Consider the following 25,573-nt stretch of genomic DNA (forward strand, 5'->3'; position numbering starts at 1 on the left):
ATGGAAAGGAAGACGAGGATGATCAGATTTGCAGTCGTAGGAACGAACTGGATTACGGAAGAACTTATTCATGCCGGCCGGGAATCGGATGATTTCGGGCTCACCGGGGTTTATTCCCGCACGGCGGAGCGCGCCCGGCAATTTGCGGACAAATTCGATATCCCGCATATATATACGGACTTGGAAGCTATGGCGCAAAGCCGCGAATTCGACGCGGTTTATATCGCCAGCCCCAATTCTTTTCACGCCGAACAAGCCATCGCGCTGATGAAGGGCGGCAAGCATGTGCTGTGCGAGAAGCCTATCGCTTCAAATACGGAAGAACTCCGCGCGATGATCGGGGCGGCGAAAGAGAACAACGTGCTTCTGATGGAAGCTCTGAAATCCACACTGCTTCCGAACTTCAAGGCCATCCGGGACAATCTTCACAAAATCGGTCCGGTGCGCCGGTATTTCGGCAGCTACTGCCAGTATTCTTCGCGTTATGACGCGTACAAGCAGGGCACGGTCCTGAACGCTTTCAATCCCGTTTATTCCAACGGGTCCATGATGGATCTCGGGGTATACTGCGTGCATCCGGCCGTTCAGCTGTTCGGCAAACCGGACGCCGTTAAGGCGGGAGGCATGCTGCTGGAATCGGGTGTGGACGGGGAGGGCAGCGTGCTGCTCAAGTACGGGGAGATGGACGCCGTTATCATGCACTCGAAGATTACGCATTCCTATCAGTCCTCGGAGATTCAGGGCGAGAACGGCACGATCGTGATCGACAAGATCAGCCAGCCGGAAAAAGTCGAAATCCGCTACAGGGACGGCTCTGTGGAGGATCTTACACAGCCTCAAATCGCGCGGAATATGTATTACGAAGTCCAGGAATTTATCGACCTGATCCGGGACGGCAGGACGGAATCGGCTGTTAATTCCCATGAGGTTTCGCTGACCGCCATGGAAATCATGGACGAAGCCCGCAGGCAAATCGGGCTTGTATACCCCGCGGACAAGAAGTAACCCGACTATGGGGGTTGGACCCCTGGACCACTAGACAAACGGCGGCGAGCGGAGAACCCGGAAAGGCCGTAAGCCCGATTCCCCGAAAAGGGCGATGCCTTTCCGCACCGCGCGAGGCTTTCGCCGCGCGGTGTCGGGCGTCACATGACGATGGCCGGCCTTATGGCTTCGTACGTGCCGTTCCTTCCTTCGCTTCCGCCGCTGCGGTTAAAAGCGGCACAAAAAAACGCGGTCTTCGACCGCGGGCGAGCCTGCGGCTCCTTTCCGAATCCGGAAGGGGCTTCAGGCTTTTTTTCGCCGTATTTTCCTCCCGGTCCGGAAGTATAAAGCCGCGATGTCGCATCGGGATAACCGGCCCTGCTCCCCCCGAAGCAAAGTCAAAATAATGCACATTTAGGTCAGAATCCGAATCGGTCCCGTCCGTCCGGTCATCGTATAGTGAAGGTACCATCAAGGTAGAGAGGTGCTTGAGTATGAAACTGGACAGCTCGAATGTGAGCAGGGCGGCCGCATCGGCTCCCAAGAAGCCGTTTTGGAACCACCGGAGGAAAGAGGCGACGATAGGCTGGCTGTTTCTGTCCCCGGAGCTGATCGGCATTGTGCTGCTGTATTTATTCCCGGTCTTATTTTCCCTTTATATGAGCTTGTGCGACTGGAACCTGCTGGGCGGAATGTCTTCCGTCAAATTCGTCGGTCTGCAAAACTATGTGGAAATGTTTCAAGACGACAAGGTTCTTGCCGCAATCAAAAACAACCTGATCTACACCGTTCTCACGGTACCGGTCGGCATGGCGCTGTCGCTGGTGCTCGCGGTGCTGATTCACACGAAAGTGTACGCGCAGAGCTATTTTAAAGTGGCGTTTTTTATTCCTTACATTTCTTCGATTATCGCGGTCGGCGCCGTCTGGAGCGCGCTGTACCACCCTTCGCTGGGGCCGATTAACGGCTTTCTGAAAAGCATGGGGATCGACAATCCGCCGATGTGGCTGGCCGATCCGAAGTATGCCCTGTTGTCCATCGCGATTATCGCCATTTGGGCGGGACTGGGCTACCAGATCATTATTTATATGGCGGGCTTGTCCGGCATCCCGGACGATATGTACGAAGCCGCCAGCATCGACGGAGCCAGCTCCCTGCAGAAGTTTTACAAAATCACGATGCCGATGCTCGGCCCGACGAATACGTTTCTTTTTATCACGCTGCTGATGGGCTCGTTCAAGGTATTCGATCTGATCGCCTTCCTGACGAGCGGCGGACCCAATAACGCTTCCACGGTACTGGTTTACCGGATTTACGAAGAAGGCTTCCGCAACTTCCGGATGGGCTACGCTTCTTCGATTTCGTGGCTGCTGTTCGCCATTGTCGGCATTATCACTCTGATTTCCTGGCAGATTCAGAAGCGCCAGGTTCACTACGGATAGGAGGAAGCACGTATGAGTTTGCGCAAATTCGATTTCTGGAAACTGTTTAACACCGTGATCATCGGCCTGTTCTCCTTGTGCTTCCTCATTCCGCTCCTGTGGATGACCTCGGCGGCCATGAAATACGAGAAGGACGTCATGGTCTTCCCGATCCAGTGGATTCCGCAGGCGTGGAACGCGGTGGGGAACTTCAAAGCCGTCTGGGCAGGCAATGTCCCGTTTCACCTGTTTTATTTTAACTCCATCAAATTGGCGGTCATCGTGACGGCCTTGACGCTGATCATCTCCTCGATGGCCGCGTTCGCCTTCACGAAGCTGAATTTCCGGGGACGCAATATCGCGTTCACACTGCTTCTGACGTTTATGATCGTGCCGGAGCAGGCGACGCTCATTCCCCGCTTCCTGCTGATCCGCTGGCTCGGCCTGTACGATACGCATGCGGCGCTGATTCTGATGATGATGTTCTCGATCTATTTCACATTCTTGCTGCGGCAGTTTATGATGAGCATACACAGCGACTTCATCGAAGCCGCCAAGATCGACGGCGCGGGTTACTTCCGCATCTACTGGCAGATCATGCTGCCGCTCTGCAAACCGATTCTCGCGACGGTCGCGATCATCAAATTCATCTGGACGTGGAACGATTACCAGATGCCGCTTATTTTCCTGCTGGACAAGGAACTTTATCCGATCACGCTCGGTATCCAGCTCTTCAAGGACGACTATGCCGACAACTTCGCGGTGCTTATGATGGCTTCTTTATCCGCCATTATCCCGCTGCTGGTTATTTTTATCGCCCTGCAAAAACAAGTGATTAAAGGCATCGCCCTCGGCGGTGTGAAAGGGTAATCCAGGCGCGTGCAAAATCGTGCACAGAGTCAAAATTGTTCACAGAAGTAGTCAAATTGTTGCACAACTTTTGCCCGGCACGGGGTCTATAATACCGATTGTAGAGGAAATAACACACAGGTTGAGGGGGAACGACACAATGAAAAAGGCGACGGCATGGGTACTGATCTGCATCATGTTGGCCGTTACGGTTCTCAGCGGCTGCGGCAAGTCCGAAGAAGGCTCCGCAGGCAAAGACAGCTCCGGCAAACCGGTCACCATCAAGTATTACAACTGGGATAACGAAACCCAGGCGCAATCGACCAAGAAATATATCGATCAATTCCAGGAGAAATATCCGAACATCAAGGTTCAGCATATCTCTCTGGTACCGGGGAACTCGCTGGAGTCTCTCAAAAAACTCGATGTCCTGCTGACATCCGGCGAGAAAGTCGACGTCGTCATGTTCCCGAGCATCAGCGAACTGGATACGCGTGTAGCCAACAAAGTGCTGGCTCCGCTGGATGAGTTTTACGCCAAAGACAACGTGAAGCCGGAAGAAGAATACTTCGTCAATCCGAAGTTTGAAGGCAAATATTACGGCATCCAAAACAACATCACGACCAACTTCGTGCTGCTGAATAAAGACGCTCTGGACGAAGCGGGTCTGCCGGTTCCGAAGCTGGGCTGGACATGGGACGAATTCCGTGAATACGCCAAGAAGCTGAACAAAGGCGAAGGCACGGAAAAGCGTTACGGCGCTTACTTCCACAACTGGCCGATGTACGCTAACCCGGACGCGCAAATTTACATGCAGCATCCGTTCCTGACGGAAGAAGGCAAAACGAACTTCGACAGCCCGACCTACACGTATTTCTTCAATCTCCGCCGCGCGATGGAGAAAGAAGACAAGACGGCGAAGCCTTACGCTGACGTCATCGGCGCGAAGCTGAACTACCGCGCGGAATTCTTTAACCAGAAAGCGGCTATGCTGCTGTCCGGTTCCTGGATGATCAGCGAAATCGGGGATACGCAAAAATTCCCGCATACGTTCAAAACGGCGATCGCGCCGGTACCGGTTCAAAAGAAAGGCGATCCGACCGATATGTTCATGGGGGGCAACTACATGTCCGTAGGCGCAAGCTCCGAGCATAAACAGGAAGCTTACCAGTTCATGCGCTTCATGTCCACGAACCTGACGGACGCTCGCGCCGAGCTTCCGGGCTGGAAGAAAGGCGATGCCAAGCCGCTTGTGGAACGTCTGATCGGCCAGAACAAGAACCTGTACGATGTGGATTCCCTGATGTACACGCTATTCGATGCAGGCATTAAGGCCCTGCCGCCATCCAAGAACAGCATCTCTTACGCGGCTGCTCTGGACAAGATCCTGACCGACGGATTCAGCATGTTCATTCTGGACAACAAGAAAGTGGAAGAGGTTCAGAAATGGATGGTAGACGAAGCGAACAAGGTCATCGAGAAAAATAAAAAGTAAGTCAAGGACGATTCTGCGGCAAAGGCCTCCTGAACTGGGGGTTTTTGCCGTAGCTCGTTTTCGGCCATTCTTGGTATAGTGAGAAAACAACCGGTTCGAAAGCGCTTGCGAAGGTCCGGACAGAGGAGGAGCGTCATGCTGCAGAGTTCGTTTTACCGCAAAATACAATTCTCGTTCCTGATCTTCATCCTGCTGCCGATCGTGACCGTATCCTCGCTCGCTTACATCACGATCAAACGGACCACCATGGATAAAATGGAAGCGGCCAACCAGTCGATTTTGCAGCTTATGACCAAGGATGTCGAGAAACTGCTGGACGATATTTCTTTCGCTTCGCATTTCTATGTGCAGAATGTGGAGATCCGGGAAAACCTCCGGGAAATCCAGGGAATGAACGGGATTCATACCTTTGACGATTTCAACAAGTACACCAAAATCCGCAACAGCTACGACCAGGTGTCGATTAACGCCCTTAATAAATATGTGCGTCTGTTCCTGGTTAACGATACGGGATTTATCGTGCCTTATATGGATGTGGGGAGCGGGCAGACGCTGCCGCAGATGGAGAGCGACTGGAAGACGGTAAAGCCGAGGATTGTACTGGACAACCCGACCAGCATCCAATGGCTCGGAACGGTCGCGGGATCGGGGCCGGACAAGGACACGTACTACTACCTGTCGCGGGTCATCCGCGATTCCGACACCGGAGGCCTGCTGGGAACGCTGATGATCGGCATTTCCAGCACGTATTTCGATCCGTATTTCTCGTCGTCGACTTCCGGCCAATTTACGCTTTTCGAGAAAAACGGGCAGCGCATCGCGGGCAATGCCTCCATCGCTTTTACGGAACCGGAGCTTCCGAGAAAACAGGGAGAGCGGAATATCCGCAGCGAAGCGGTTATTGCCCAGGGCAACTGGAAGCTGGTGTACGAGACGCCGGAAAAAACGGCCACGGGACAAATTACGCAAACGTTCTTTGTCAGCGCCATGGCCGTTGCGGTGTTTATCATCATGTTCCTGATGCTGTCGTTCTTCCTGGCGCGCAGCCTTCACCGCCCGATCCGCAAGCTTCAGCGGATCGCGCACCAGTTCGGCGAAGGGAACCGGAGCATCCGCTTTCCGGATAAAGGCAGGGACGAAATCAGCGATCTGGGCCGCTCCTTTAACTCGATGCTCGACGAGATCAACGGGCTTATAGCCGGCATCGAGACGGAGCAGGAGCAGAAGCGCGTGCTGGAGCTTCAGGCGCTGTTCGCCCAGATCCGGCCGCATTTTCTGCTCAATACGCTGAACTCGATCAAATGCAGCCTGTATGTGTCCGACGACAGGCTGCACGGGCGGATGATCGATTCGCTGAGCAGTCTGCTCCGGGCGTACATGAGAGTGAACGAGCCGTCCACGCTGCTCAGCGAGAGCGTGCTTCTAAAGCATTACCTGGAGATCATGAACATGCGTAATGATCTCGCGCTGGAGCTTGCCGTCGGGATTCCGGCCGAGCTTGAGAAACAGCCGATGCCGATGCTGCTGCTCCAGCCGATCGTCGAGAACGCGGTGGTGCACGGCTTCGTCGACAAGGAGGAGGGCGGCTCCATCTCGCTCACGGCGGAACGCGCGCAGGACCGGATCGTGATCCGCATCTCGGATAACGGAAGAGGAATGACGGAGGGTCAGCTCGGAGAGCTTCAAGCCTTGCTGAGCCGGGACCCGGACCAGCAGTCCTCGTACCGCCGGGTCGGCCTGCTGAACGTGCTGCAGCGCATGCGGCTGACTTACGGCATGTCGGCGAAGATGGAAATGGAGCGCAGCGAGAGCGGGGGCGTGACAGTACGGCTGTCATTCCCGATTCAACTTTCGGAGGGGGAGAGCCATGTATAATGTCATGCTGATCGACGACGATGTGCCGATGCTGAAATATTTGCGCAAGCTGATCGACTGGGAAGCGTGCGGCCTGCACGTAGCGGGAGAAACCTACTCCAGCGTGCGGGCGCTGCAAATGTTCAAGGAGCTGCTGCCCGATATTGTCGTTACCGATATCGGCCTGCCGCAGATGAACGGGTTGGAGCTTGCCGCCCAGTTCTCCGGCATCAAGCCGGGGGTACGGATTATTTTTCTGACCTGCCACGAGGATTTTCACTATGCGAAGCAAGCGCTCCTTCTTAACGCGGACGATTATCTCATCAAGGACGAGCTGACGGAAGACCAGCTGCTCCGAAGCCTGAAACAGTCCATGGGCCGCATTCAGCAGTCCGTCGTCAGTCTGGAGCAGGTGTCTTACCGGGAGGACGTGAACCGCAACCGGGACTTGCTGAAGGAATCGCTGTTTCAGCGGCTGATCAAAGGAACGGAGGCGGACGGCCTGCTCGGATATGCCGAGCGTCTCGGAGTGGAATGGAAGCATCCGGCTTACGCGCTGCTGCTGGGCCACTTGTCTCTCGCCGGGCTTCCCGAGAAATACGCGAGCCGCGATATGCCGCTTTTGCGCTACGGCGTATACAACATCGCATGCGAGGTGGCCCAGACATACGAGGGCGTCACGGTGTTCAACTCGGGCGATTTTCTCGTCATTCTGCTCAATTACCGTCCGGGGCTGACGTTCAACGAAAAGCAGTACCTGCACGATTACACGAGCGATCTGCGGGACAAGTGCGACCGCTTCCTGCATGTGGGCCTGCGGTTTATGTCCAGCCCGGCGAGGCTGGAACTGTCCTCGGCAGGCCCTACCTTCCGGAGCATGGTCAAGAACCGGTACCGCTTCTATTACGCGGACTCGGGATATGCGCCGCCGAAATTCGACGACGGGTCGGAGGGCTACTATTTGCCCGCGGAGGGTTTGTTCGGGCAGGAGCTTGAGGACATCGGAGCGGCGGCGGCCCACCGCGACCATGCGCTGCTGGAAGGGGCGATGGACCGCATACGCCGCACCGCGTGCGGCAAGCTTGCCGACCCCGAGGAGCTTAACCGGCTGTGCGTCCGGAAGGTCCGGCAGCTGTACATCCAGCAGGCCCGGCCGGGCACGGATAATGAGGAAGACGAATGGATTCCGTATCTGCAGACGGCCCTGCACGTCGACGATGCGCTCGCCGTCTTCGGCTGGATGATTCAGCGCCTGATGATCGGAGCGGATACGGGGTCCGCCCCTGCCGTGAAAGAGCCGAAGCTGCAGGTGATCGACGATTACATTTACCGGCACCTGGGTGAGAACGTGAGCTCCATCGACGTGGCGGAGCACTTGTTCATGAACCCGAGCTATTTTTCCCGGTATTTCAAACGCCTGACGGGAGAGAGCTTCACCGATTATGCGCACCGGTACAAAGTCAAAATCGCCTGCAAGGCGCTTCAGATGTCGGAAGACCCGGTGGAGCTGATTGCCGCCAAACTCGGCTATTCGGACCGGACTTATTTTTCCAAAGTGTTTAAAAAGTACACCGGCCGGACGCCGCGAGAGTATCGGGAGAGATAACCCGGTGCTCTTTTTTTTGTTGAAAAAAGGCAGGCTCCGGATTGGAACCGATCCGCGGAGAACGTCCCTGAACCGGCAGGGGTTCGTAACGGGCCCGCAGAGCATGATCCGCAACAGGCGGCGTTTCGAACGATCCGCGGAGCATGGTTTGCAGTCACGCAGCGGTATCGCAACGGGGCTATGGACTGTGGGATGTGCCCGGGATTACAGCGGCACCGGGGTCTGCCGGACCTCAGGTCAAAATAGTGCACATCCCTGCCAAAATCACACCTGTGTCGGAAGGGCGGCTCCCGTTACAATGGACGCATCAAGCTAAGATTGCTGAAGGACAGGTTTTCAGACGGGAAAGGGGATTGGCCATGTGGAAGGCGGCAATTGAGGATGCGGTGCTCAAAACGCGCCGGAATATCGGAAAGTTCGGAGACAAGTTCCCGCACGTGAGTGACGGAGGCAGCTACGAGCTTCGGGATAACGACGAATGGACATGCGGATTTTGGCCGGGGATGCTCTGGCTTTGTTACGAATATACAAAGGACGAAGTGTTTCTGGAAGCGGCTAGAAGCACCGTGCGAGGCATGAAAAAGCGGATGGAAGAGAACAAGGTGCTCGCCCATCACGATATCGGATTCTTGTACTCGCTTTCCTCCAAAGCGGAGTGGATCATACTGGGGGACGAGGACGCCAAAAATCTGACGCTGGAGGCGGCCGACAAGCTGCTCGAACGCTGGAACGGCGAGGGGCAGTTTATCCAGGCCTGGGGGCCGATGGGAGATAAGACGGAGGGCGGACGGATCATCATCGATTGTCTGCTTAATCTGCCGCTTCTATATTGGGCCTACGAGCATACGGGAGATGCAAAATACCGCGATACCGCCGTTATTCAGGCGGATAAAAGCAGACGGTTTCTCGTGCGCGGGGACGACAGCTCCTACCATACGTTCTTTTTCGAGCCGGTTACGGGGGAGCCGATCGGAGGCGCGACACATCAGGGCTTTACGAACGGTTCCACATGGAGCCGCGGCCAGGCTTGGGGCGTGTACGGGTTTGCTTTATCGTACCGGTATACCGGTAACAGGGCGTACCTGGAAACGTCCAAGCGGATGGCACGCTACTTCGCTTCCCAACTGCCGGGAGATTCCGTGGCATACTGGGATTTCTATGCGGAGGTAACGCCGGAGACGCCGCGGGACAGCTCGGCATCCGCCATCGTTGCGGCGGGGCTGCACGAGCTGATCGGACTCCTGGAGCCGGATGACCCGGACCGGGCGGAGTTTGCGGATTTGCTGGAACGCTCGCTTGCTTCTCTCGTGACCAATTATTCGACGGCCGGCGAGCCCGAAGCGGAAGGGCTGCTTAAGCACGGGTCCTACCACGTACGGGGAAATCTCGGCCTGGACGATTACATGGTGTGGGGCGACTACTACTATCTGGAAGCCCTGATGCGCATGGAACGGAATATTCCCGGTTACTGGTACGACCGCAAAGAGCGGAGCTTGGGATGAACAACGGCCGGACATTGGAAGGATCGAATGCAGGACGGCAGGAAATCGCCGCCGCTGCCGCCATGCTGCTGGAGCCGGACGGTGAGAAACGGAACGAAGCTTGCGATACGCTGAAAAAGCATTACGAAACGCGCACCTCTCCGGTGCTGTTTATCCGCAAGGAAGAACGGGAGCGGCTTGTGGACCATGTCCGCCGCCATTACGGAGAAGACATGCGCGAAGTGATGGCTTCGGCCGAACGCGTAGCCGCAAAAACTTTCCTCTTCCGCGGGGAATGGGACATGGAGCCGACCTGCGTTCCGGTCACCTTCGCGGAGGACATCGACTGGCAGCATGTGCCCGCAGGCGATGTGGAGTGGGCATACATGCTGAACCGGCATGCGTATTGGGTCGATCTGGGGCAGGCATACCTCGTCACCGGAGAGAGCAAATACGCGGAAGCGTTCTGTATGCAGCTGGACGACTGGCTGCGCCGCAATCCCGTACCCGCCGGTTCCGCGGAGGCGTCCGCCACTCTGGCGTGGCGGACGATCGAGGCGGGACTCCGCTGCATCAACTGGATCCGGGCGTACGAGTGTTTCCGGGATTATCCGGGATTCACGGCGGAGCTGTTCGGCCGGATGCTGGTCTCGCTGCATGAGCACGGCGAGTACATTGCCGGAGCTTTCGATCCGTGGAGACGCCTCAGCAACTGGGGCGTGCTTGAGAACGCGGGCCTCTTCGCTCTCGGCGTATTCATGCCCGAATTCCGCAACGCGGCGTTCTGGCTGGAAATGAGCGCCGACCGGCTGCGGCAGACGGCCGCCCTTCAGATCGGCCGGGACGGCATGCACTGGGAGCAGTCTCCGCTCTACCATAACGAAGTTTTCTTCCAATATATGCACGTGCTGCACCTTGCTGAAAATAACGGCATCAGCTTGTATCCCGAGTGGATATCGGCCGTGAGACGCATGGCAGAGGCGAATCTGTATTCCGTGAAGCCGGGCGGCAGGCAGTTGATGAAAGGCGACAGCGACGACAACGACATGCGCGACGCTCTGACTGCGGGCGCGATCCAGTTCGGCGACGGAGAGCTGAAATACGCCGGCCATGACCGCGTGGACTTGGCGAATCTGTGGCTGTACGGCCTGTCCAAGGCGGAAGCATACGAGCGCTTGACGCCGGTACGGCCGGAAGCGGCTTCCCGCGCGTTTGAGGAAGCCGGGCAGTATGTCATGCGTTCGGGCTGGGAGCCGGACGCCCTTTTCGCCAGCATGAACTGCGGGCCGATGGGGGGCGGTCACGGCCATGCGGATCTGCTGCATGTCGACCTCTGCGCGTACGGCCGGGATTTGCTGATGGACCCCGGCCGCTACACGTACTCCGGCGGAGATGAGTTCCGCCGGTATTTCAAGCAGGGAGCCGCCCACAACACGACGCTGGTGGACGGCAAAGAATTCACGGAATACCTCGATACGTGGGATTACGGGCGAATTGCCGCTCCGCTGGGAACGCGATGGTCATCGGGGCCGGCGGCCGACTATGCGGAAGGCAGCCACGACGGCTATCTGCATCTGGCCGATCCCGTCATTCCCAAGCGGCGGCTGATCTTCGTCAAGCCGGGCTATTGGCTGCTGGCCGACAGCTTCCGCTGCAAAGACGCGCACCGTTTCGAGCAGCGGTTTCACTTCGCGCCCGGACAGGTGAGTATCGGGGAGCGGGGAGTCGTCTTTACGACGGAGGACGGAACGGCAGGCCTGCATGTGCTGCCGGTTACGCGGACGCCTCTTCGGGCGGGTACGGAGCCGGGGAGCGGCGGAGACGGCGCCGGTGGTTCGGCAGGTGAGGCGGCAGACGGGCAGGGCATCGGATGCGGCGATCAAGCGGCCGCACGTGCCGCCTTGTCGGACGGCGCGGAGGCGGCACGCATGGCCGGTCTGGCCGCGAACGCACCGGGCGAAGAGCCCGGCGGACCCAACGGCACCGGTGCTACCGCACAGGCGGATACAGGCGCCGGGAACAGCGGGCTCCCGCACACGGCCCGAGCCTCCGCCGCATCGCCGCACCCCGAGACGGACGGCCCCGTCCCGGCCTCCCTCTCTGTGCCTACTCCAGGAGAGGGAGCGGCTCCGGCGGACACCGGTGCAGCCGGTCGCGGACCGCTGCTCGTACGGGCGGAGGATGCCTTCGTATCCTACCGCTACAACGAGATGACGCCGGCTCCGGCGGTAACCTTCTCCTGCGCCTCGGCGGGCTCCGCTTCCATGCTCCAGGTGCTTTATCCGGTTCGTTCCGGAGTGACGGAGGTTCCCGAAGTGGAGCAGGTGGACGTTTATACCTATAACGGGGCCAAGGTGCCCGATTCCGCCGCAGAAGCCTGCCGTCTGATCTGGAAGAGTTCGGGTGAGCAGCACATTGTGGTGATCTGTCACCAGACGCCTTCGACGAGCATCATGTCCTACATCGTCGAAGGTACGCAGGTCTTCGGTGAAGTTGTCCTGCTTAAAAAAACGCCGCAAGGCATCGAAACAATCAAGGTAAGGTAGGCGTAAAACAGTAAGGTGTAATTCTCTACCTTCAAATAAATATAAATGAAGAAAAAATCTACAGATTGAGTTGAAAATGTCTCCTGGAAGGAGACATTTTCCTTAAGGAGGTTACGTGCGCATGACCCGTGTACAATATGACCGCAACAGCTGGATCATCGACGGCAAACGGCTGTTTATTTTATCCGCGGCTGTCCATTATTTCCGCCTGCCTAGAGCGGAGTGGGCCGAAGTGCTCGACAAGTCCAAGGCGGCCGGCTGCAACTGCATCGAAACGTATGTCCCCTGGAACTGGCACGAAGAAGAGGAAGGCCGGTGGGACTTCAGCGGGGACAAGGATCTGGGAGCGTTCCTCGACCTGTGCGCCGAGCGAGATCTTTACGTCATCGTGCGGCCGGGACCGTATATTTGCGCGGAGTGGGATATGGGCGGACTGCCTTATTGGCTGGAACGGAAGCCGGACATGCAGTACCGGACGTTCAACCGGGAATTCCTGCGGTACGTGGACCTGTATTGGGACCGCCTTGTGCCAATCGTTCTTCCCCGTCTTTTTTCGAAATCGGGCACCGTTATTATGGTTCAGGTGGAAAATGAGTTCCAGGCGCTTGGCAAGCCGGATAAAGCGTATATGGAATATTTGCGGGACGGGCTGAAAGAACGGGGAATCGACGTTCCGCTGGTTACCTGCTACGGGGCTGTGGACGGAGCGGTCGAATTCCGCAATTTCTGGTCCCATGCCGAAGAACACGCTCGCACGCTGGAAGAACGCTTCGCCGGCCAGCCCAAAGGCGTCCTGGAATTCTGGATCGGCTGGTTCGAGCAGTGGGGCGGACCGCGGGCCGACCAGAAAACGGCGTCCCAGGTGGAACGCAAAACATACGAGCTGATCCGCGAAGGATTTACGGCGATTAACTATTACATGTTTTTCGGCGGCACGAACTTCGGGCATTGGGGCGGCAGGACGATCGGGGAGCACACGTTTATGACGACCTCCTACGATTACGATGCGGCGCTCGACGAATATTTGAGACCCACGGCCAAATACAAAGCGCTGAAGCTCGTCCATGATTTCGTGCGCTGGATGGAGCCTCTCCTCACTGAAAACGCCGACGGCACAGCCTTTGTTCCGCTGGGCAAACATTCGGCCGCCAAAAAGAAATCCGGCCCGCAGGGGACGATCCTCTTTATTCACAATGACGATACGGAGCGTCTGAACGGGATGCTCGATCTGCAAAAGTTCGGCATCGGATGTCCTCCTCCGGGAGACACTGATTCCTTGCAAACTGAGGTGCCGCACGCAGCCGGACAGCGGCTTTCCGCCGATGCCGGAGCTTCATCCGTTCCGGTTTCCGGCCAAGCCCAGGCCGCGAAGCCGATCTCCCCGCTCCCTTACACGGTGGAAGCGGGAGCCATCCTGCCGGTCGTATGCGGCGTGGAAATCGGAAGCACCGGGTCCGGCGTGCCGGTCACTCTGGAGGCGATGACCGGCTTTACGACCGGCTTCGACCGCGGCACAGGCACCGTGTACCACGAAGCGGGCCAGCAGTCCGCGCTCGTTCTTTCCGCGGGCGGACTCCGCGGACTGGAAGCGGACTGCCCGCAGCCGCAGCGCGTTCATACGGACGAAGAAGGCCGCCTCGTCTTTACGCTGTTCCACGGGAAACGGCCGCAGACGATCACGGTCCGGCACGGCGGGACGGAACTCGCCCGCATTACCGTGACGAACCGTGCGGCAGTCGAAGCGGAGGCGGTCTCTGTCCCGGCCGCCCGGGGAACGGCTCCCCTTCTGACGGACTGGCAGCAGTCTGCCGAGCAGGATGCCGCGAAGGGGGATTCCCGCGAAGCCGAAGCTCCGCTCGACTTTACGTCTTTCGGCCGGTTCAGCGGATACCTGGCCTACGAGGCCGAGGTCGAATCCGCAGAGGAGGCCCTCCGTACGCTCACGCTGCCTCGTATCGAGGACCCGGCGAGGGTTTACGTAAACGGCCGGTACGCCGGACAGACGACCGAGATCGGAGCGGCGGCGCTGGATATTCCGCTTCGGCAGGGAACCAACCGGCTGCGGATTCTCGTGCAGAATATGGGCCGCTACAACTTTACCCAGACGCTTGCCGAGCCGAAAGGGCTCAGCGCGATGCCGAGCTTGGACGGAGTTACCGCCGATTTGACGGAAGGCTGGCAGGTTGACGGCGCCGGACGCGTCCATTCGCTGCGTGCTCTGCCGGAAATCGAAGGACGGATCGGCCTATACAGGACGCTGCACACCGGAGGGCCGTTCGACAGCGGTGTCATCGTGGGGTACGGATTGTCCAGGCTGCGCGTAAACGGGCGGCAGGTCGTTCCCCAGCTCTACAACGAGACGGCTTGGAACCGTATCGAGGCTCCGTACGGGGTGGCGGACATCGGGAGTCTGCTCCGGGAAGGCAGCAATGAGCTGGAGTTCGATGCGCAGGGGATCACTCACATTCCGAAGATGAAGCTCTACTTGTACGCCTCCGCATCGCGAATTTCGGGCTGGGTGACGTCAGGCGCGGCCGATCCTGCCGGTGTGACGGACTGGTCCCCACTGGAGGCGAAACCGGAGACGGGACCGAACGCGGCGGCAATGCCGTCAGGGGACACGGTCCCCGGCCGGGACAAGCTTCCCCGCTGGTTTAAAGCTTCGTTCGATTGGCCGCAAGAAAGCGGCGGCACCGAATTAGAGCACACAGGCGGCGCCGGCGATACGGTTGAGACCGGTGCGCCGGACGGAGTCAAGCTGAAGATCACGCTCGACGGACTCAGCAAAGGGATTTTGTGGGTCAACGGATTTTGCCTGGGCCGCTACTGGCAGATCGGACCCCAGGAATCCTACAAGATTCCGGTCAGTCTGCTGAAGAAACGCAACGAAGTCCTTCTGTACGACGAAGAGGGCTGCCATCCTGACGGCGTCAGACTGGAGCTGGTGGGCGGGCACTAACCGCATCAGCTATGAGATTCCATTCCTCTTAAGCACCCAAATAAGGACCCCCAAAACGTCATTCTTTCTAATCTATTTTGATTAGAAAGGATGACGTCTTTTTTTTATAAAAGTAACCGTTTGAAAAACGAATGACTTGAGCATTAAGCTTGCGAAATGAATAACCCGATAACCCGCTCCCTTTATTTTTGAAGGGAGTTATTCGCTTTTCCCCGGGCAGGAGTGAATTAAGGATTTTGTAAGAACCGAGTAAGAAATAAGTGAGTTTTAGCAACTAGAATAAATTTATCTTAACCGTAACAAGCGAATAAACGGTTAAAACGTAAGTCCCCTGGGTGTCAAAAAATGAATAAACAAGGATTTCGGGAGGTTTTTATGAAAAAGAAATTGATTATGGTATTGGGTGCTTCCGCTATAATAATGACTAATTTAGTAGGTTGTACTCAGGCAAATCCGAAAACAGAAGTTCCGGTTACGGCTGCAAGCCCTGCAAATCAGGTAGCGCAATGGTTAGAAGCGAATGCAAAGTCTTTAAAATCAACGGATCCGGCCGCAGCTTTCGACGATTTAAAACCGCTTAACGATATGGTAGGCTCGGCTTCCATTGTAGGTTTAGGCGAAGCTACGCACGGGGCTCATGAAGTTTTTACAATGAAACAGCGGATTGTTAATTATTTGGTATCTGAAAAGGGTTTTACCAACTTAGTGTTGGAAGAGGGATGGGACAGAGCTTTGGAACTTGATCGCTATGTTCTGACCGGTGAGGGAAACCCGAGCGAACATCTGACAACCCCGTTTAACACGCAAGAGATAGTAAATCTGCTTGACTGGATTCGGGACTATAATGCTGATCCGAAACATAAAACCAAAGTGCGTGTCATCGGGATGGATATGCAATCAGTAAAAGAAAATGTTTACAAAAAAATATTGGACTATGTAAAACGAAACCATTCCGAGCTTGTGCCTGCTCTGGAAGAGAAGATAAAAGGCCTTATTCCCGTAACAAAGGATTTGGAAACTTTTAGCAGCCTCACGCAAGAAGAGAAAGACAAGTATGTCTCGGATGCGAAACGGATCAGTGCTCTATTGGAAGAAAACAAAAGTGATCTGAATGGAGAGTCCAAAGAGTTCGCATGGATAAAACAAAGTGCCCGTATTATTGAACAGTTTACTGGAATGTTGGCATCCCCTCCTGATAATCCGTCGGAATTTTATCTGAAACATGATATCGGCATGTATGAAAATGCGAGGTGGACCGAAGAACATGCAGGAAAAACTATCGTATGGGCACATAACGGACACATTTCGAAAACAAATATGATTCCTTTTGTATACCCTAAAGTAGCCGGGGAGCATCTGGCGGAATATTATGGCGAACGGTATGTGTCTATCGGAACATCCGTTTATGAAGGACAATATAATGTATACAACAGTAACGATGAATTCGGCCCCTACGGAACCTTGAATTTAGATGATCCGAACAGTTATAACCACGTTTTCGGACAAGTCAAAAAAGATCAATTTTTTGTTGATTTACGTAAGGCAGACGAAGCGGCAAAAACTTGGTTAAATGAAAAACATCCGATTTACCTTGGAGTAATCAAGGAAGCCCCGGATAGACCGAAAACGTTTGATATACCGTTAGGCAAAACGTTTGATATACTTGTTCAAATTCAAAAAGTGAGTCCGTCTCAACTTCGTCGATAAATTTGTAAGAATGCGGCTCAGCGAACTGCAGGAATGAGGTTGTGTCCGGCGGGCCCCTTAAGAGGGCGGAAATGCAAAAAAATTTTTCCGGAAGCAACAAAAGGAAAGGCGTCGAAATCGTTCCGCGAGGACGGTTTCGGTGCCTTTTTTCATGCTCAAAAAAGAGAAAATGAACAAAATTTTTTGCCATATTTAAATTAAACAATAAAATAATACTTCAAAAAGCGCTTTCTTTCCCTGATAATAGAAAAAGATGGCGGCCTTTCTAAATCATGAATGAAAGTCCGCCGAGTTCATAAAATCTTTATAAAGATAGGGGGTGGAGTTTACAAGGCGACCGTATACTTTCCTGACACGGCCACTGCTTAACAGCCGGAATGCGGAAATGACGACAAACTTTGAACCAGCTTGGGAGGTATGTGACGACAATGGCAAAAAACAGACGGAGACTGGCATCTTTTCTCAGCGGAATGATGCTGTGTTCCCTCCTGCTGCCGGCAGGACAGGGATTGGCGGCGGTGCCCGGAGCGACAGCTTCGGCAGGACCAATCGTGGACAAGCGGACGGTGGAAATCGGACCCGGCGCCACGTACCAATGGATGGATATGAAGCTGGACCGGGGACCGGAAAAGCTCCATTTTGTGGAGTTCGATCCCAAAAACGCGGCTTTGGAGTCTGCAGGCGGGCAAAACCGGAGGCAAGGTTTACGGCATGCAGGGCGTCAGCCAGATGGCTGCCGATGCGGACCGGGCGGGCAACCGGGTTATTGCGGCCGTTAACGGGGATTTTTACGATATGTCTACGGGGATTCCCCTTGGTCTGTTTATGGGCGACGGGGAAATTTTGACGAGTCCGCCTGAGGGGCGTGACGCTTTCGGCTTAAAAGCCGACGGTACGAGCCTTTACGGGCTGAGTCCGAAGCTGACCCGGACCCTTAGGTTAGGCGGGCAGAGCAGCTCCCTGACGGACATTAACCGGCTCAGGGGAACGGAATCGCTCGTTCTTTACACACCCGAGTTTCATACGTCGACGATGACCAACGACCTCGGGGACGAAGTTGTGCTCGATGTGACCGGCGGTGCCGTGAAAAGCGGCCAGACCCTGGCGATGAAAGTGTCCGAAGTTCATAAAAACAAAGGAAACAGCCCGTTGACCGCGGGCCAGGTGGTGCTGTCGGCTTCGGGCAAGTTCCGTGATACGCTGGCCGCTTTGAAACCCGGCGATGACGTCACGGCCAGCTTTGAGCTGGAAGGGCAGTGGAAGGACGTCCGGGTAGCGATAGGCGGTTCGGGGCTGCTCGTCAAGAACGGGGTTGCCCAGCCGCACAGCGATCCTGCGGCGCATCCGAGAACCGCCGTCGGCACGAAAGCGGACGGCTCTGTGATCCTGCTGGAAATCGACGGCCGTCAGCCGGGCTTCAGCGAAGGCGTGGACTTGACGGAGCTGGGCCGGCTGATGAAGGACCTCGGCGCCGTCCATGCGCTGAACCTCGACGGGGGCGGATCCTCCACCTTCGTGGCGCGGATGCCCGGCGAGAAAACGCGCAAAATTCTGAACACGCCCTCCGACGGAGGAGAACGCAAAACCGCCAACGGCCTCCTGCTTGTCAACAAAGCTCCGGAAGGCACTGCGGACAAACTGGTCGTTCAGCCGCAGACGGAGCGTGTGCTGACCGGCTCGTCCGCTGCGTTCAAAGCGGCTGCCGTGGATGCCAATTTGCATCCCGCGACTTTTAACGGGACTCCCCAGTGGAGCATCGATCCGGCAGTCGGAACGTTTGCCCCGGACGGTACGTTTACGGCCGGAGGCAAGGCGGGCGAAGCCGTCATCACCGCGGCCTCTGGCGGGCTGACGGGAACCGGAAAGGTGGAAGTGGTGGAAGATTTGACCGAGCTCAAATTTGCCGATGCCGTCAAGACGTTCTCGTCCGGAAGCTCGGAGACGCTGAAAATAACGGCCCTGCGGGACGGACAGGTCGTTCAGGCGGATAACAGCCGGATTCAATGGCGTACCGAGGGGCCGATCGGTTCGATCGACGCCGCCGGAGTGTTCACCGCCACGGCCGAAACCGAGAAAACCGGGAAGATTTATGCCACATACAAGAATGTAGAAACATCGCTGGATGTGCATATAGGTGTTCCTCCGGTTATTCTGGAAGACTTCGAGAACGGGCTGGACCGCTACAATCCGAGTGCGGGCGCCCAGTTCAAGAGCACCAAGGTGAGCATCGAAACGGATGAGGAATTCGTACGTTTCGGTAAAAACTCGCTGAAACTGGCCTATGATTTTACCGGGATGCCGGGAACCTCGGGTGCCTATCTGCAAGTAAAAACCGGCGCCCAGCCGATCCAGATTCCGGGATATCCCGAGAAGATCAGCATGTGGGTATACGGGGATGGGAACAAGCACTGGCTGCGCGCGCAAATGCGTGACGGCAAAGGAGCCGTGGCGCTTGATTTTGTCGACCAGACGGTAGGGGTCGATTTCAAAGGATGGAAGTACCTGGAGGCCGTCGTGCCCAAAGGAAGAACGCTTCCGCTGACGATGGATATGCCGGTCCGCTATATGGAAACCTCTTCGGCCAAGAAGGATGCCGGAGCGATCTACGTCGACCAGATCCGGGCGCTTTACGGGCCTGCGAAGGACGATATGGACCCGCCTGTCCTGAAAAATTTCTCGCCCGCCGAAGGCGAAACGATCAAAACGAATCTGCCCACGATCAAAGTGTACGGGGAAGACTACGGCTACGATCCTGCCAAACATCCCGGCACGACTTTGATCGATCCGGATAAAATCCGGTTTTATCTCGACGGGGCTTTGGTCCCGCATACGCTGTATCCGCCGGAAGGCCGGATCTATTACACGCCGGGTACGCCTCTGGCGGACGGAATTCACCAGGCGAAGGTGTCGGTCCGCGACCTGTCGGGCAACCAGACGGCCAAGGAATGGACGTTCAACGTAGACACGGGCTCGGCCAAAATCGTGTATGACACGCCTAAAGAAGTGTATGCGGGCGGAACGTACTCCATTGATGTCAAAGGAGTTAAAGCCGCAAGCATCAAAAACGGGCATATCGATTTTGCCTTCGATCCCGGAAAAGTGGAAAACATCCGCCTTGTCCGCGGTCTGAAGCTAAGCGACACGCAGTCTGACGGCCGACATTGACGGCGCATCGGGCCTCGTAAGCCTGAAGATGAAAGAGCTCCAGACGGCTTCCCTGACGGATCGGGATATCATCGGCCAAATTCAGTACGACATCCGCAAGGATGCGGCCGGAGCGAATTCCATCGCCTTTAAATCGGGCTCCGTTTCGTTTGCGAATACGGGAGATACGAGCTTTTCCTTCTTCGGCCTGCCTCTGTCTTCGGAGATTAAGAATCAGCTGAAGCTGGAATGGAACGAATACGGCCACGTGCAGGGCTACGAGACGGAGTTCGTCGTGAAAGACGAGCGCGGAGCCGCTGTCGAAGGCGCCACGGTGCTAGCTGACGGTTCCTCCATCGGAACAACGGACGCGCAGGGCAAGCTCCGGACCGGTTCGCTGACGGCCGCCGTCAAAAGCTACAAGCTCCAGGCGGCTAAAGGGAACGCCTACAGCGGAGTCGCCGTCTTCGCGGTCTCTCCTCTCGGAGGAAGCGAGACGCCGTATAACATCGCCGTGAACATGGGCTCCGACCCGGCCACGTCCCGCGCGTTTATCTGGCATACGAATCCCGGGACCGAACCGACCGTGGTCGAACTCGTCAAACAGTCGGAGTTTACGGATTTTCAGGGCGGCGGCGTCAAACGGATTACAGGTGACAGCAGCCTGTACAGTACGCTGGATATCGGAACGATTCGTATTCATAAAGCGGCAGCGGACGGTCTGGAGCCGGGAACCTCATACGTATACCGCGTAGGGGACGGTAAAGGCCATACGAGCAGGCAGGGTACGTTCAAGACGGCGGAATCTGCGGGCGGCCCTACGAAATTCCTGTATTTCGCGGATTCCCAGGCAGGCGATCAGGCCGGTTTTAATTTATGGGGCAATACGGTGAAAAAGGCCGTCGCCGACAATCCCGATGCGGAATTTATGGTTCATGCCGGGGATATGGTCGACAAAGGCTTTAACGAAAAAGAGTGGAACATGTGGTTCGGGGCGGCCCAGGAGGCGTTTTTGAACACGACGCTGGTGGGTACGATCGGCAACCATGAAGTGATGGGAACGAGAGAAAACAGCGATTTCCTGGCACACTTCAACCAGCCGGGCACCGGACTGGACAGCTTGAAGGGCAGCAGCTTTTCTTATGACTATAAGGACGTTCATTTCGTAGTTCTGAACAGCGAATACCAGTACGAAGAGCAGAAAGAATGGCTGAAGCGGGATCTGGCCCAGACGAACAAGAAGTGGAAGGTGGCCATTTTCCACCGGGGTCCTTACGGAAGCATCTACGATACCGCCGAAATCCGGAATTTATGGGCTCCTGTCCTTGAAGAAAACAAGGTGGATCTTGTGCTGAACGGGCACGATCATATTTATTTGAGAACCTTCCCCATGAAAAATAACAAAATCGTGGCGGACGGACAGGGAACGACCTATGTGGTCGCCGGCTCCAGCGGCCCGAAATTTTATCCGGTCACCAAACGGGACTGGCAGCGGGTAATCGACGAGGAGCAGACGCAAATGTATGCTTCCGTCGAGATTAACGGCGACGAGCTGAAATTCGTGACGAAAACGGTCGGCGGCCGGGTCGTGGACGAATTCAGCCTGAATAAAAAATCGGTGCCTCCGGCATCCGTGGAAATTGAACAGCAAGATCTTAAGCTCGCCGTGGGGGAAAATGTCAAGCTCACCGCCGCCGTGAAACCGGTTGAGGCGACGGACAAGAGCGTGACATGGGCCGTATACAGCTCGAGTCCGGCTGGCGCCGTGACCGTTACGGCCGATGGTTTGGTGAAAGCGGCCGGTCTCGGTACGGCGGTAATCCGGGCAACGAGCGCCATGTCGCCCGATGTGTACGGAGACACGACCGTGACGGTGGACCGGCTTCCGTCGGGAGGGCTTGCCTCGATTGAGCTGTCCGGCAAAGGTTCGCTTAAAGTCGGGGAGACCGATCAGACGGTAACCCGGGCGGTATACACGGACAACAGTCGGTTCGAACTGCTGGACGGTGTGACTTACAGCAGCAGCCGTCCGGCCGTGGCGCAGATCGATCCGCATGGTGCGGTGAAGGCCCTGACGGAAGGGACGACCGTCCTCTCCGCCGTCTACGGCGGGTTCACCGCGCAGTACGAGCTGACGGTGAAAGCTTCCGGCAGCGGTGGCAGTGACGGAGGCAGCGGAGGAGGCTCCGGCGGCGGCAGCGGCGGCGGAAGTCCGACCATGCCGCCGGTAGAGCCGCCCGTGAAGCCGCAGCCCGGATCCGCCGGGAAGCTTGCCGCCACCGCAGCAGAGCTGGCGGCGATGAAAGACCGGGGCGCGGTCACGTTCACGACGTCCGCGCCGTTTGAAGAGCTGGCGCTGCCGGGGAATGCCGGCGCGCTGCTGGACGGCACCGCCGTCCGCGTCGAAGCGGGCAACGTGGCGGTGACGCTTCCGGCAGCCGTCCTGCGCGAGCTGGGCGAGCTGGTCCCTGCCGCCGAGCGGCAGGGCAGCACGCTGAAGCTGAGCGCGGTCCGGCTCTCCGGCGAAGAAGCCCGCAGGCTTCTCGGCAGCGCATCGGCGGCTTCCGGCGCACGGCTTGCGGCGGGAAGCGATGTGCTGGAGCTGCACCTGACCGTCACGACGAAAGACGGCAAGACTAGCGAGCTGACGACGTTTGCGAAGCCGGTCGCGATTGAGCTCCCGGTCGGTGAGAACGTGAACGCAAGGCTCGCGGGCGTCTATCATATCGCCGGCAGCGGCGCTCTGGAATACGCCGGTGGTACTTGGCGTCCGGGCAAGCTCTCGGCAGATGTGAGCCATTTCGGCGCGTACGCCGTGCTGGAATACGGCAAAGCCTATGCCGATGTGCCCGCAGGCCACTGGGCTGCCGGAGTCATCGGGGAACTGACGGCCCGGCACCTGATTGACGGAATGACCGACCATACGTTTGCTCCCGAACGGGAAGTGACGCGGGCCGAGTTTACCGCCATGCTTGTCCGTCTGCTGAATCTCAAGGCGGAGGGGGTTCCGGCCTTCGCCGACGTGTCCGGAGAGGACTGGTATGCGGGCGCCGTTGCCGCAGCTTCCAAAGCCGGACTCGTAAGCGGCGTCGGTGCGGGCAAATTCGCGCCGGAAGCGGTCATCAAGCGCCAGGAAATGGCGGCGATGATCGTGCGGGCGTACGAATCCGCAACCGGAGCGGAAGCATCCGGTGATGACGCCGGTCGTTTCGCCGACGTGAAAGCTTCCCCCGGCTGGGTGCGGGAAGCCGTCGGTGCCGCCTCGCGCCTCGGGCTGGTGAACGGGCGCACGGACGACGGATTCGTGCCGGAAGGCTCCGCCACGCGTGCCGAAAGCGCCCAGGTGATCGCCAACCTGCTGAATAAGCTGGAGGCTGCCGTCCGTTAACGCGGAAAGGCGGATAACGGTGAACGGTTAACACTCACAGATAACACAGGTAACACAGATAACACAGATAACACAGATAACACGGGTCACACAAGTCACACAGGTTACACCAGGAATCCTTCCTGACTCAGGGAGTTTTATAAGGGGCGGAAATGGGATAATGGGAGAAGCCCCGCTCTCTTTGCGGATTTAGGATCGGCCCTCATGTCCCGCATTCCGCACTTGCCGGAGCGGAGGACTGAGGGAGCGGTTCCCCTGAGAACAAAGCTTTGCTTTAACAGCCTGCCCGTCGTCTGAGGACGACGAGGCAGGCTTTTATTTTGCCGTAAAAACACCAAACTTTCTACCGGGCTTTTCTGAAACATGATATGATTCAACCGAAACAGATTGCAGAAATGGACGGGATGAAGATGCAAAATACACTGCTGCTTGTGGAAGACGATACGGAAATCAGCGATATGGTAAGCGATTATTTGACGAAGGAAGGGTTCGTAGTCGTGCGCGCCTACGACGGGGAAGAAGCGGTCCGCAAGTTTGCCGGTCAGCCGTTCGATCTGGTTTTGCTGGATCTGATGCTGCCGAAACTAAGCGGCATGGACTTTCTTCAGCAGATACGGCAGAGAAGCCTCGTTCCCGTTCTGATTACGTCCGCCAAGGACGGCGACGTCGATAAGGCGCTCGGCCTCGGCTTCGGCGCGGACGATTATATCGCCAAGCCGTTCTCCATGATCGAGCTGGCCGCCCGGATCAAAGCGGCGATCCGCAGGGCGACGCAGTATGCGGCACCCGTGGAACAGACACCGGCTTCGGCCGGATTACTGCGCGTTCACGAGCTGGTCATCGACCTCGATAATTTTTCGGTAAGCAAAAAAGGAACGGAGCTGAAGCTTACGGCCAAGGAGTTTCATCTGTTGAAACTGTTTGCCGTTCACCCGAAACGGGTTTTTACGAAAGCGCAAATTTACAGTTCGGTATGGGAAGACGACTATTTCGGGGATGAAAATGTCATCAACGTCCATATGCGCCGGCTAAGGGAAAAGATTGAAGACGATCCGTCGAATCCGGTTTATATCAAGACGCTCTGGGGAATCGGGTATAAGCTGGGAGAATTCGGCGGATGAACGGCTGGACAGGATTGCTGCTCGCTCTGCTTGCCGTCTCTCTCCTTCTTCACTTCGCGCAGTACAGAAGCAAGAAGAAGCGGGACGAAAGCCTCGCCTACATAACGGAACGGCTGTACGAGCTGTTAAACGGTGGCGCCGCCCGGGGGAAACTGCTGCACCTGACGGACGACAAGCGGCTGATCGCTCTGCTGAACGGACTGAACGGGCTTGTGGAGATCAATCAGCGATTAACGGCCACCTACAACAAAACCGAAGATTCGATGCGCAAAATGCTCGCCAACATTTCCCACGATCTCAAAACGCCCCTGACCGTCGTGCTCGGTTATATGGAAACGCTCCTTCAAAACCCGTCCACGCCTGACGAAGAACGGCAAAGGCTGCTGGGGAAAGTCCATACGAAGGCCGGGGAAGTGCTCTCCCTGATCAATCGGTTTTTTGATCTGGCGCGGCTGGAGTCCGGGGACCGGGATATCCCTCTGGACCGGATCCTTCTCAACGAAGTGTGCTCGCAGACGATCCTCGCTTTCTACGAACCGCTGACCTCCAAGGGTGTGGAGGTTGTAATCGCGATGCCGGAGACACCGGTTTACGTGATGGGGAACGAAGAGGCGCTGGTGCGCATTTTGAACAACCTGATCTCCAACGCCTCCCAATACGGCAGCGACGGGAATATGCTGGGCCTCACTCTGCGCGAGGACGGAGAGTATGCGTATGTCGAAGTATGGGACCGGGGCAAGGGGATCAGCGAGTTTCATCAGGACCGGGTCTTCGAGCGCATGTATACGCTGGAGGATTCCCGTAACCCTCTTTATCAGGGAAGCGGCCTCGGGCTTACGATCACGAAACGGCTGGTTGAGAAGCTCGGCGGCGTCATTACGCTGACGAGCAAGCCTTACGTGAAAACAACGTTCACCGTGAAGCTTAAAAAACCGGCTTACGGAAGGACGTAAGATTTTTGTAAGAATCGAGTAATAAAAAAGAGAAAACCGGAAGCTAAACTAAGAATCAAGAAAGA

Annotated in this window: 12 protein-coding genes and 1 pseudogene; all 13 read left to right on the top strand. The window is 56.7% G+C overall.

The features are described 5' to 3' along the window. Positions 1-18 precede the first annotated feature (18 nt). The 13 genes and pseudogenes from ABC395_RS03715 to ABC395_RS03775 all read left to right on the top strand — a co-directional run bounded on the left by ABC395_RS03715 (position 19) and on the right by ABC395_RS03775 (position 25,508). The gene (locus tag ABC395_RS03715) at positions 19-1,005 is read left to right on the top strand and encodes a Gfo/Idh/MocA family protein (RefSeq protein WP_413000803.1); all 987 of its coding nucleotides are present in this window, start codon (positions 19-21) and stop codon (positions 1,003-1,005) included. A 473-nt stretch (positions 1,006-1,478) separates the two neighbouring features. Further along, complete coding sequence (locus ABC395_RS03720; protein ID WP_009672143.1) at positions 1,479-2,426, top strand: carbohydrate ABC transporter permease; 948 nt, start codon at positions 1,479-1,481, stop codon at positions 2,424-2,426. A gap of 12 nt (positions 2,427-2,438) precedes the next feature. Beyond that, on the top strand, positions 2,439-3,275 hold the full coding sequence (locus tag ABC395_RS03725; protein WP_103994431.1) for a carbohydrate ABC transporter permease: 837 nt from the start codon (positions 2,439-2,441) through the stop codon (positions 3,273-3,275). 139 nt (positions 3,276-3,414) lie between these two features. Next, positions 3,415-4,749: an ABC transporter substrate-binding protein gene (locus ABC395_RS03730; RefSeq protein WP_413000806.1), complete on the top strand. Its 1,335-nt coding sequence runs from the start codon at positions 3,415-3,417 to the stop codon at positions 4,747-4,749. A 135-nt stretch (positions 4,750-4,884) separates the two neighbouring features. Further along, positions 4,885-6,624: a sensor histidine kinase gene (locus tag ABC395_RS03735; RefSeq protein ID WP_413000807.1), complete on the top strand. Its 1,740-nt coding sequence runs from the start codon at positions 4,885-4,887 to the stop codon at positions 6,622-6,624. Next, positions 6,617-8,209 (top strand): response regulator transcription factor, encoded by a 1,593-nt coding sequence (locus tag ABC395_RS03740; RefSeq protein WP_413000808.1) that lies wholly within the window; start codon positions 6,617-6,619, stop codon positions 8,207-8,209. The genes ABC395_RS03735 and ABC395_RS03740 overlap by 8 nt, the downstream gene beginning before the upstream one ends. A 359-nt stretch (positions 8,210-8,568) precedes the next feature. Further along, positions 8,569-9,711 carry a glycoside hydrolase family 88 protein gene (locus ABC395_RS03745; RefSeq protein WP_413000810.1) on the top strand — a complete coding sequence of 381 codons (1,143 nt, stop codon included), beginning with the start codon at positions 8,569-8,571 and terminating at the stop codon, positions 9,709-9,711. Continuing rightward, positions 9,708-12,236 carry an alginate lyase family protein gene (locus ABC395_RS03750; protein ID WP_413000811.1) on the top strand — a complete coding sequence of 843 codons (2,529 nt, stop codon included), beginning with the start codon at positions 9,708-9,710 and terminating at the stop codon, positions 12,234-12,236. The genes ABC395_RS03745 and ABC395_RS03750 overlap by 4 nt, the downstream gene beginning before the upstream one ends. A 121-nt stretch (positions 12,237-12,357) precedes the next feature. Beyond that, positions 12,358-15,195: a beta-galactosidase gene (locus ABC395_RS03755; protein WP_413000813.1), complete on the top strand. Its 2,838-nt coding sequence runs from the start codon at positions 12,358-12,360 to the stop codon at positions 15,193-15,195. Between the two features lie 375 nt (positions 15,196-15,570). Continuing rightward, the gene (locus ABC395_RS03760) at positions 15,571-16,902 is read left to right on the top strand and encodes an erythromycin esterase family protein (protein WP_413000815.1); all 1,332 of its coding nucleotides are present in this window, start codon (positions 15,571-15,573) and stop codon (positions 16,900-16,902) included. A 428-nt stretch (positions 16,903-17,330) separates the two neighbouring features. After that, positions 17,331-23,434, top strand: a pseudogene (locus ABC395_RS03765) (phosphodiester glycosidase family protein). A gap of 410 nt (positions 23,435-23,844) precedes the next feature. Beyond that, a complete protein-coding gene (locus ABC395_RS03770) occupies positions 23,845-24,555 on the top strand; it encodes a response regulator transcription factor (protein WP_413000817.1) in 711 nt (236 codons plus the stop codon). Continuing rightward, entirely contained in the window at positions 24,552-25,508 is a 957-nt protein-coding gene (locus tag ABC395_RS03775; protein ID WP_413000819.1) for a sensor histidine kinase, read from the top strand. The genes ABC395_RS03770 and ABC395_RS03775 overlap by 4 nt, the downstream gene beginning before the upstream one ends. The last annotated feature ends 65 nt before the right edge of the window (positions 25,509-25,573 follow it).

This window comes from Paenibacillus canaveralius (assembly GCF_047238265.1).
Taxonomy (GTDB): domain Bacteria; phylum Bacillota; class Bacilli; order Paenibacillales; family NBRC-103111; genus Paenibacillus_F.

What these genes read in the sequence shown, in the direction of transcription:
- ABC395_RS03740 (WP_413000808.1), top strand. Translation starts at nt 6,617, where the DNA reads ATGTATAATGTCATGCTGATCGACGACGATGTGCCGATGCTGAAATAT.
- ABC395_RS03735 (WP_413000807.1), top strand. Translation starts at nt 4,885, where the DNA reads ATGCTGCAGAGTTCGTTTTACCGCAAAATACAATTCTCGTTCCTGATC.
- ABC395_RS03725 (WP_103994431.1), top strand. Translation starts at nt 2,439, where the DNA reads ATGAGTTTGCGCAAATTCGATTTCTGGAAACTGTTTAACACCGTGATC.
- ABC395_RS03715 (WP_413000803.1), top strand. Translation starts at nt 19, where the DNA reads ATGATCAGATTTGCAGTCGTAGGAACGAACTGGATTACGGAAGAACTT.
- ABC395_RS03770 (WP_413000817.1), top strand. Translation starts at nt 23,845, where the DNA reads ATGCAAAATACACTGCTGCTTGTGGAAGACGATACGGAAATCAGCGAT.
- ABC395_RS03720 (WP_009672143.1), top strand. Translation starts at nt 1,479, where the DNA reads ATGAAACTGGACAGCTCGAATGTGAGCAGGGCGGCCGCATCGGCTCCC.
- ABC395_RS03730 (WP_413000806.1), top strand. Translation starts at nt 3,415, where the DNA reads ATGAAAAAGGCGACGGCATGGGTACTGATCTGCATCATGTTGGCCGTT.
- ABC395_RS03775 (WP_413000819.1), top strand. Translation starts at nt 24,552, where the DNA reads ATGAACGGCTGGACAGGATTGCTGCTCGCTCTGCTTGCCGTCTCTCTC.
- ABC395_RS03760 (WP_413000815.1), top strand. Translation starts at nt 15,571, where the DNA reads ATGAAAAAGAAATTGATTATGGTATTGGGTGCTTCCGCTATAATAATG.
- ABC395_RS03750 (WP_413000811.1), top strand. Translation starts at nt 9,708, where the DNA reads ATGAACAACGGCCGGACATTGGAAGGATCGAATGCAGGACGGCAGGAA.
- ABC395_RS03745 (WP_413000810.1), top strand. Translation starts at nt 8,569, where the DNA reads ATGTGGAAGGCGGCAATTGAGGATGCGGTGCTCAAAACGCGCCGGAAT.
- ABC395_RS03755 (WP_413000813.1), top strand. Translation starts at nt 12,358, where the DNA reads ATGACCCGTGTACAATATGACCGCAACAGCTGGATCATCGACGGCAAA.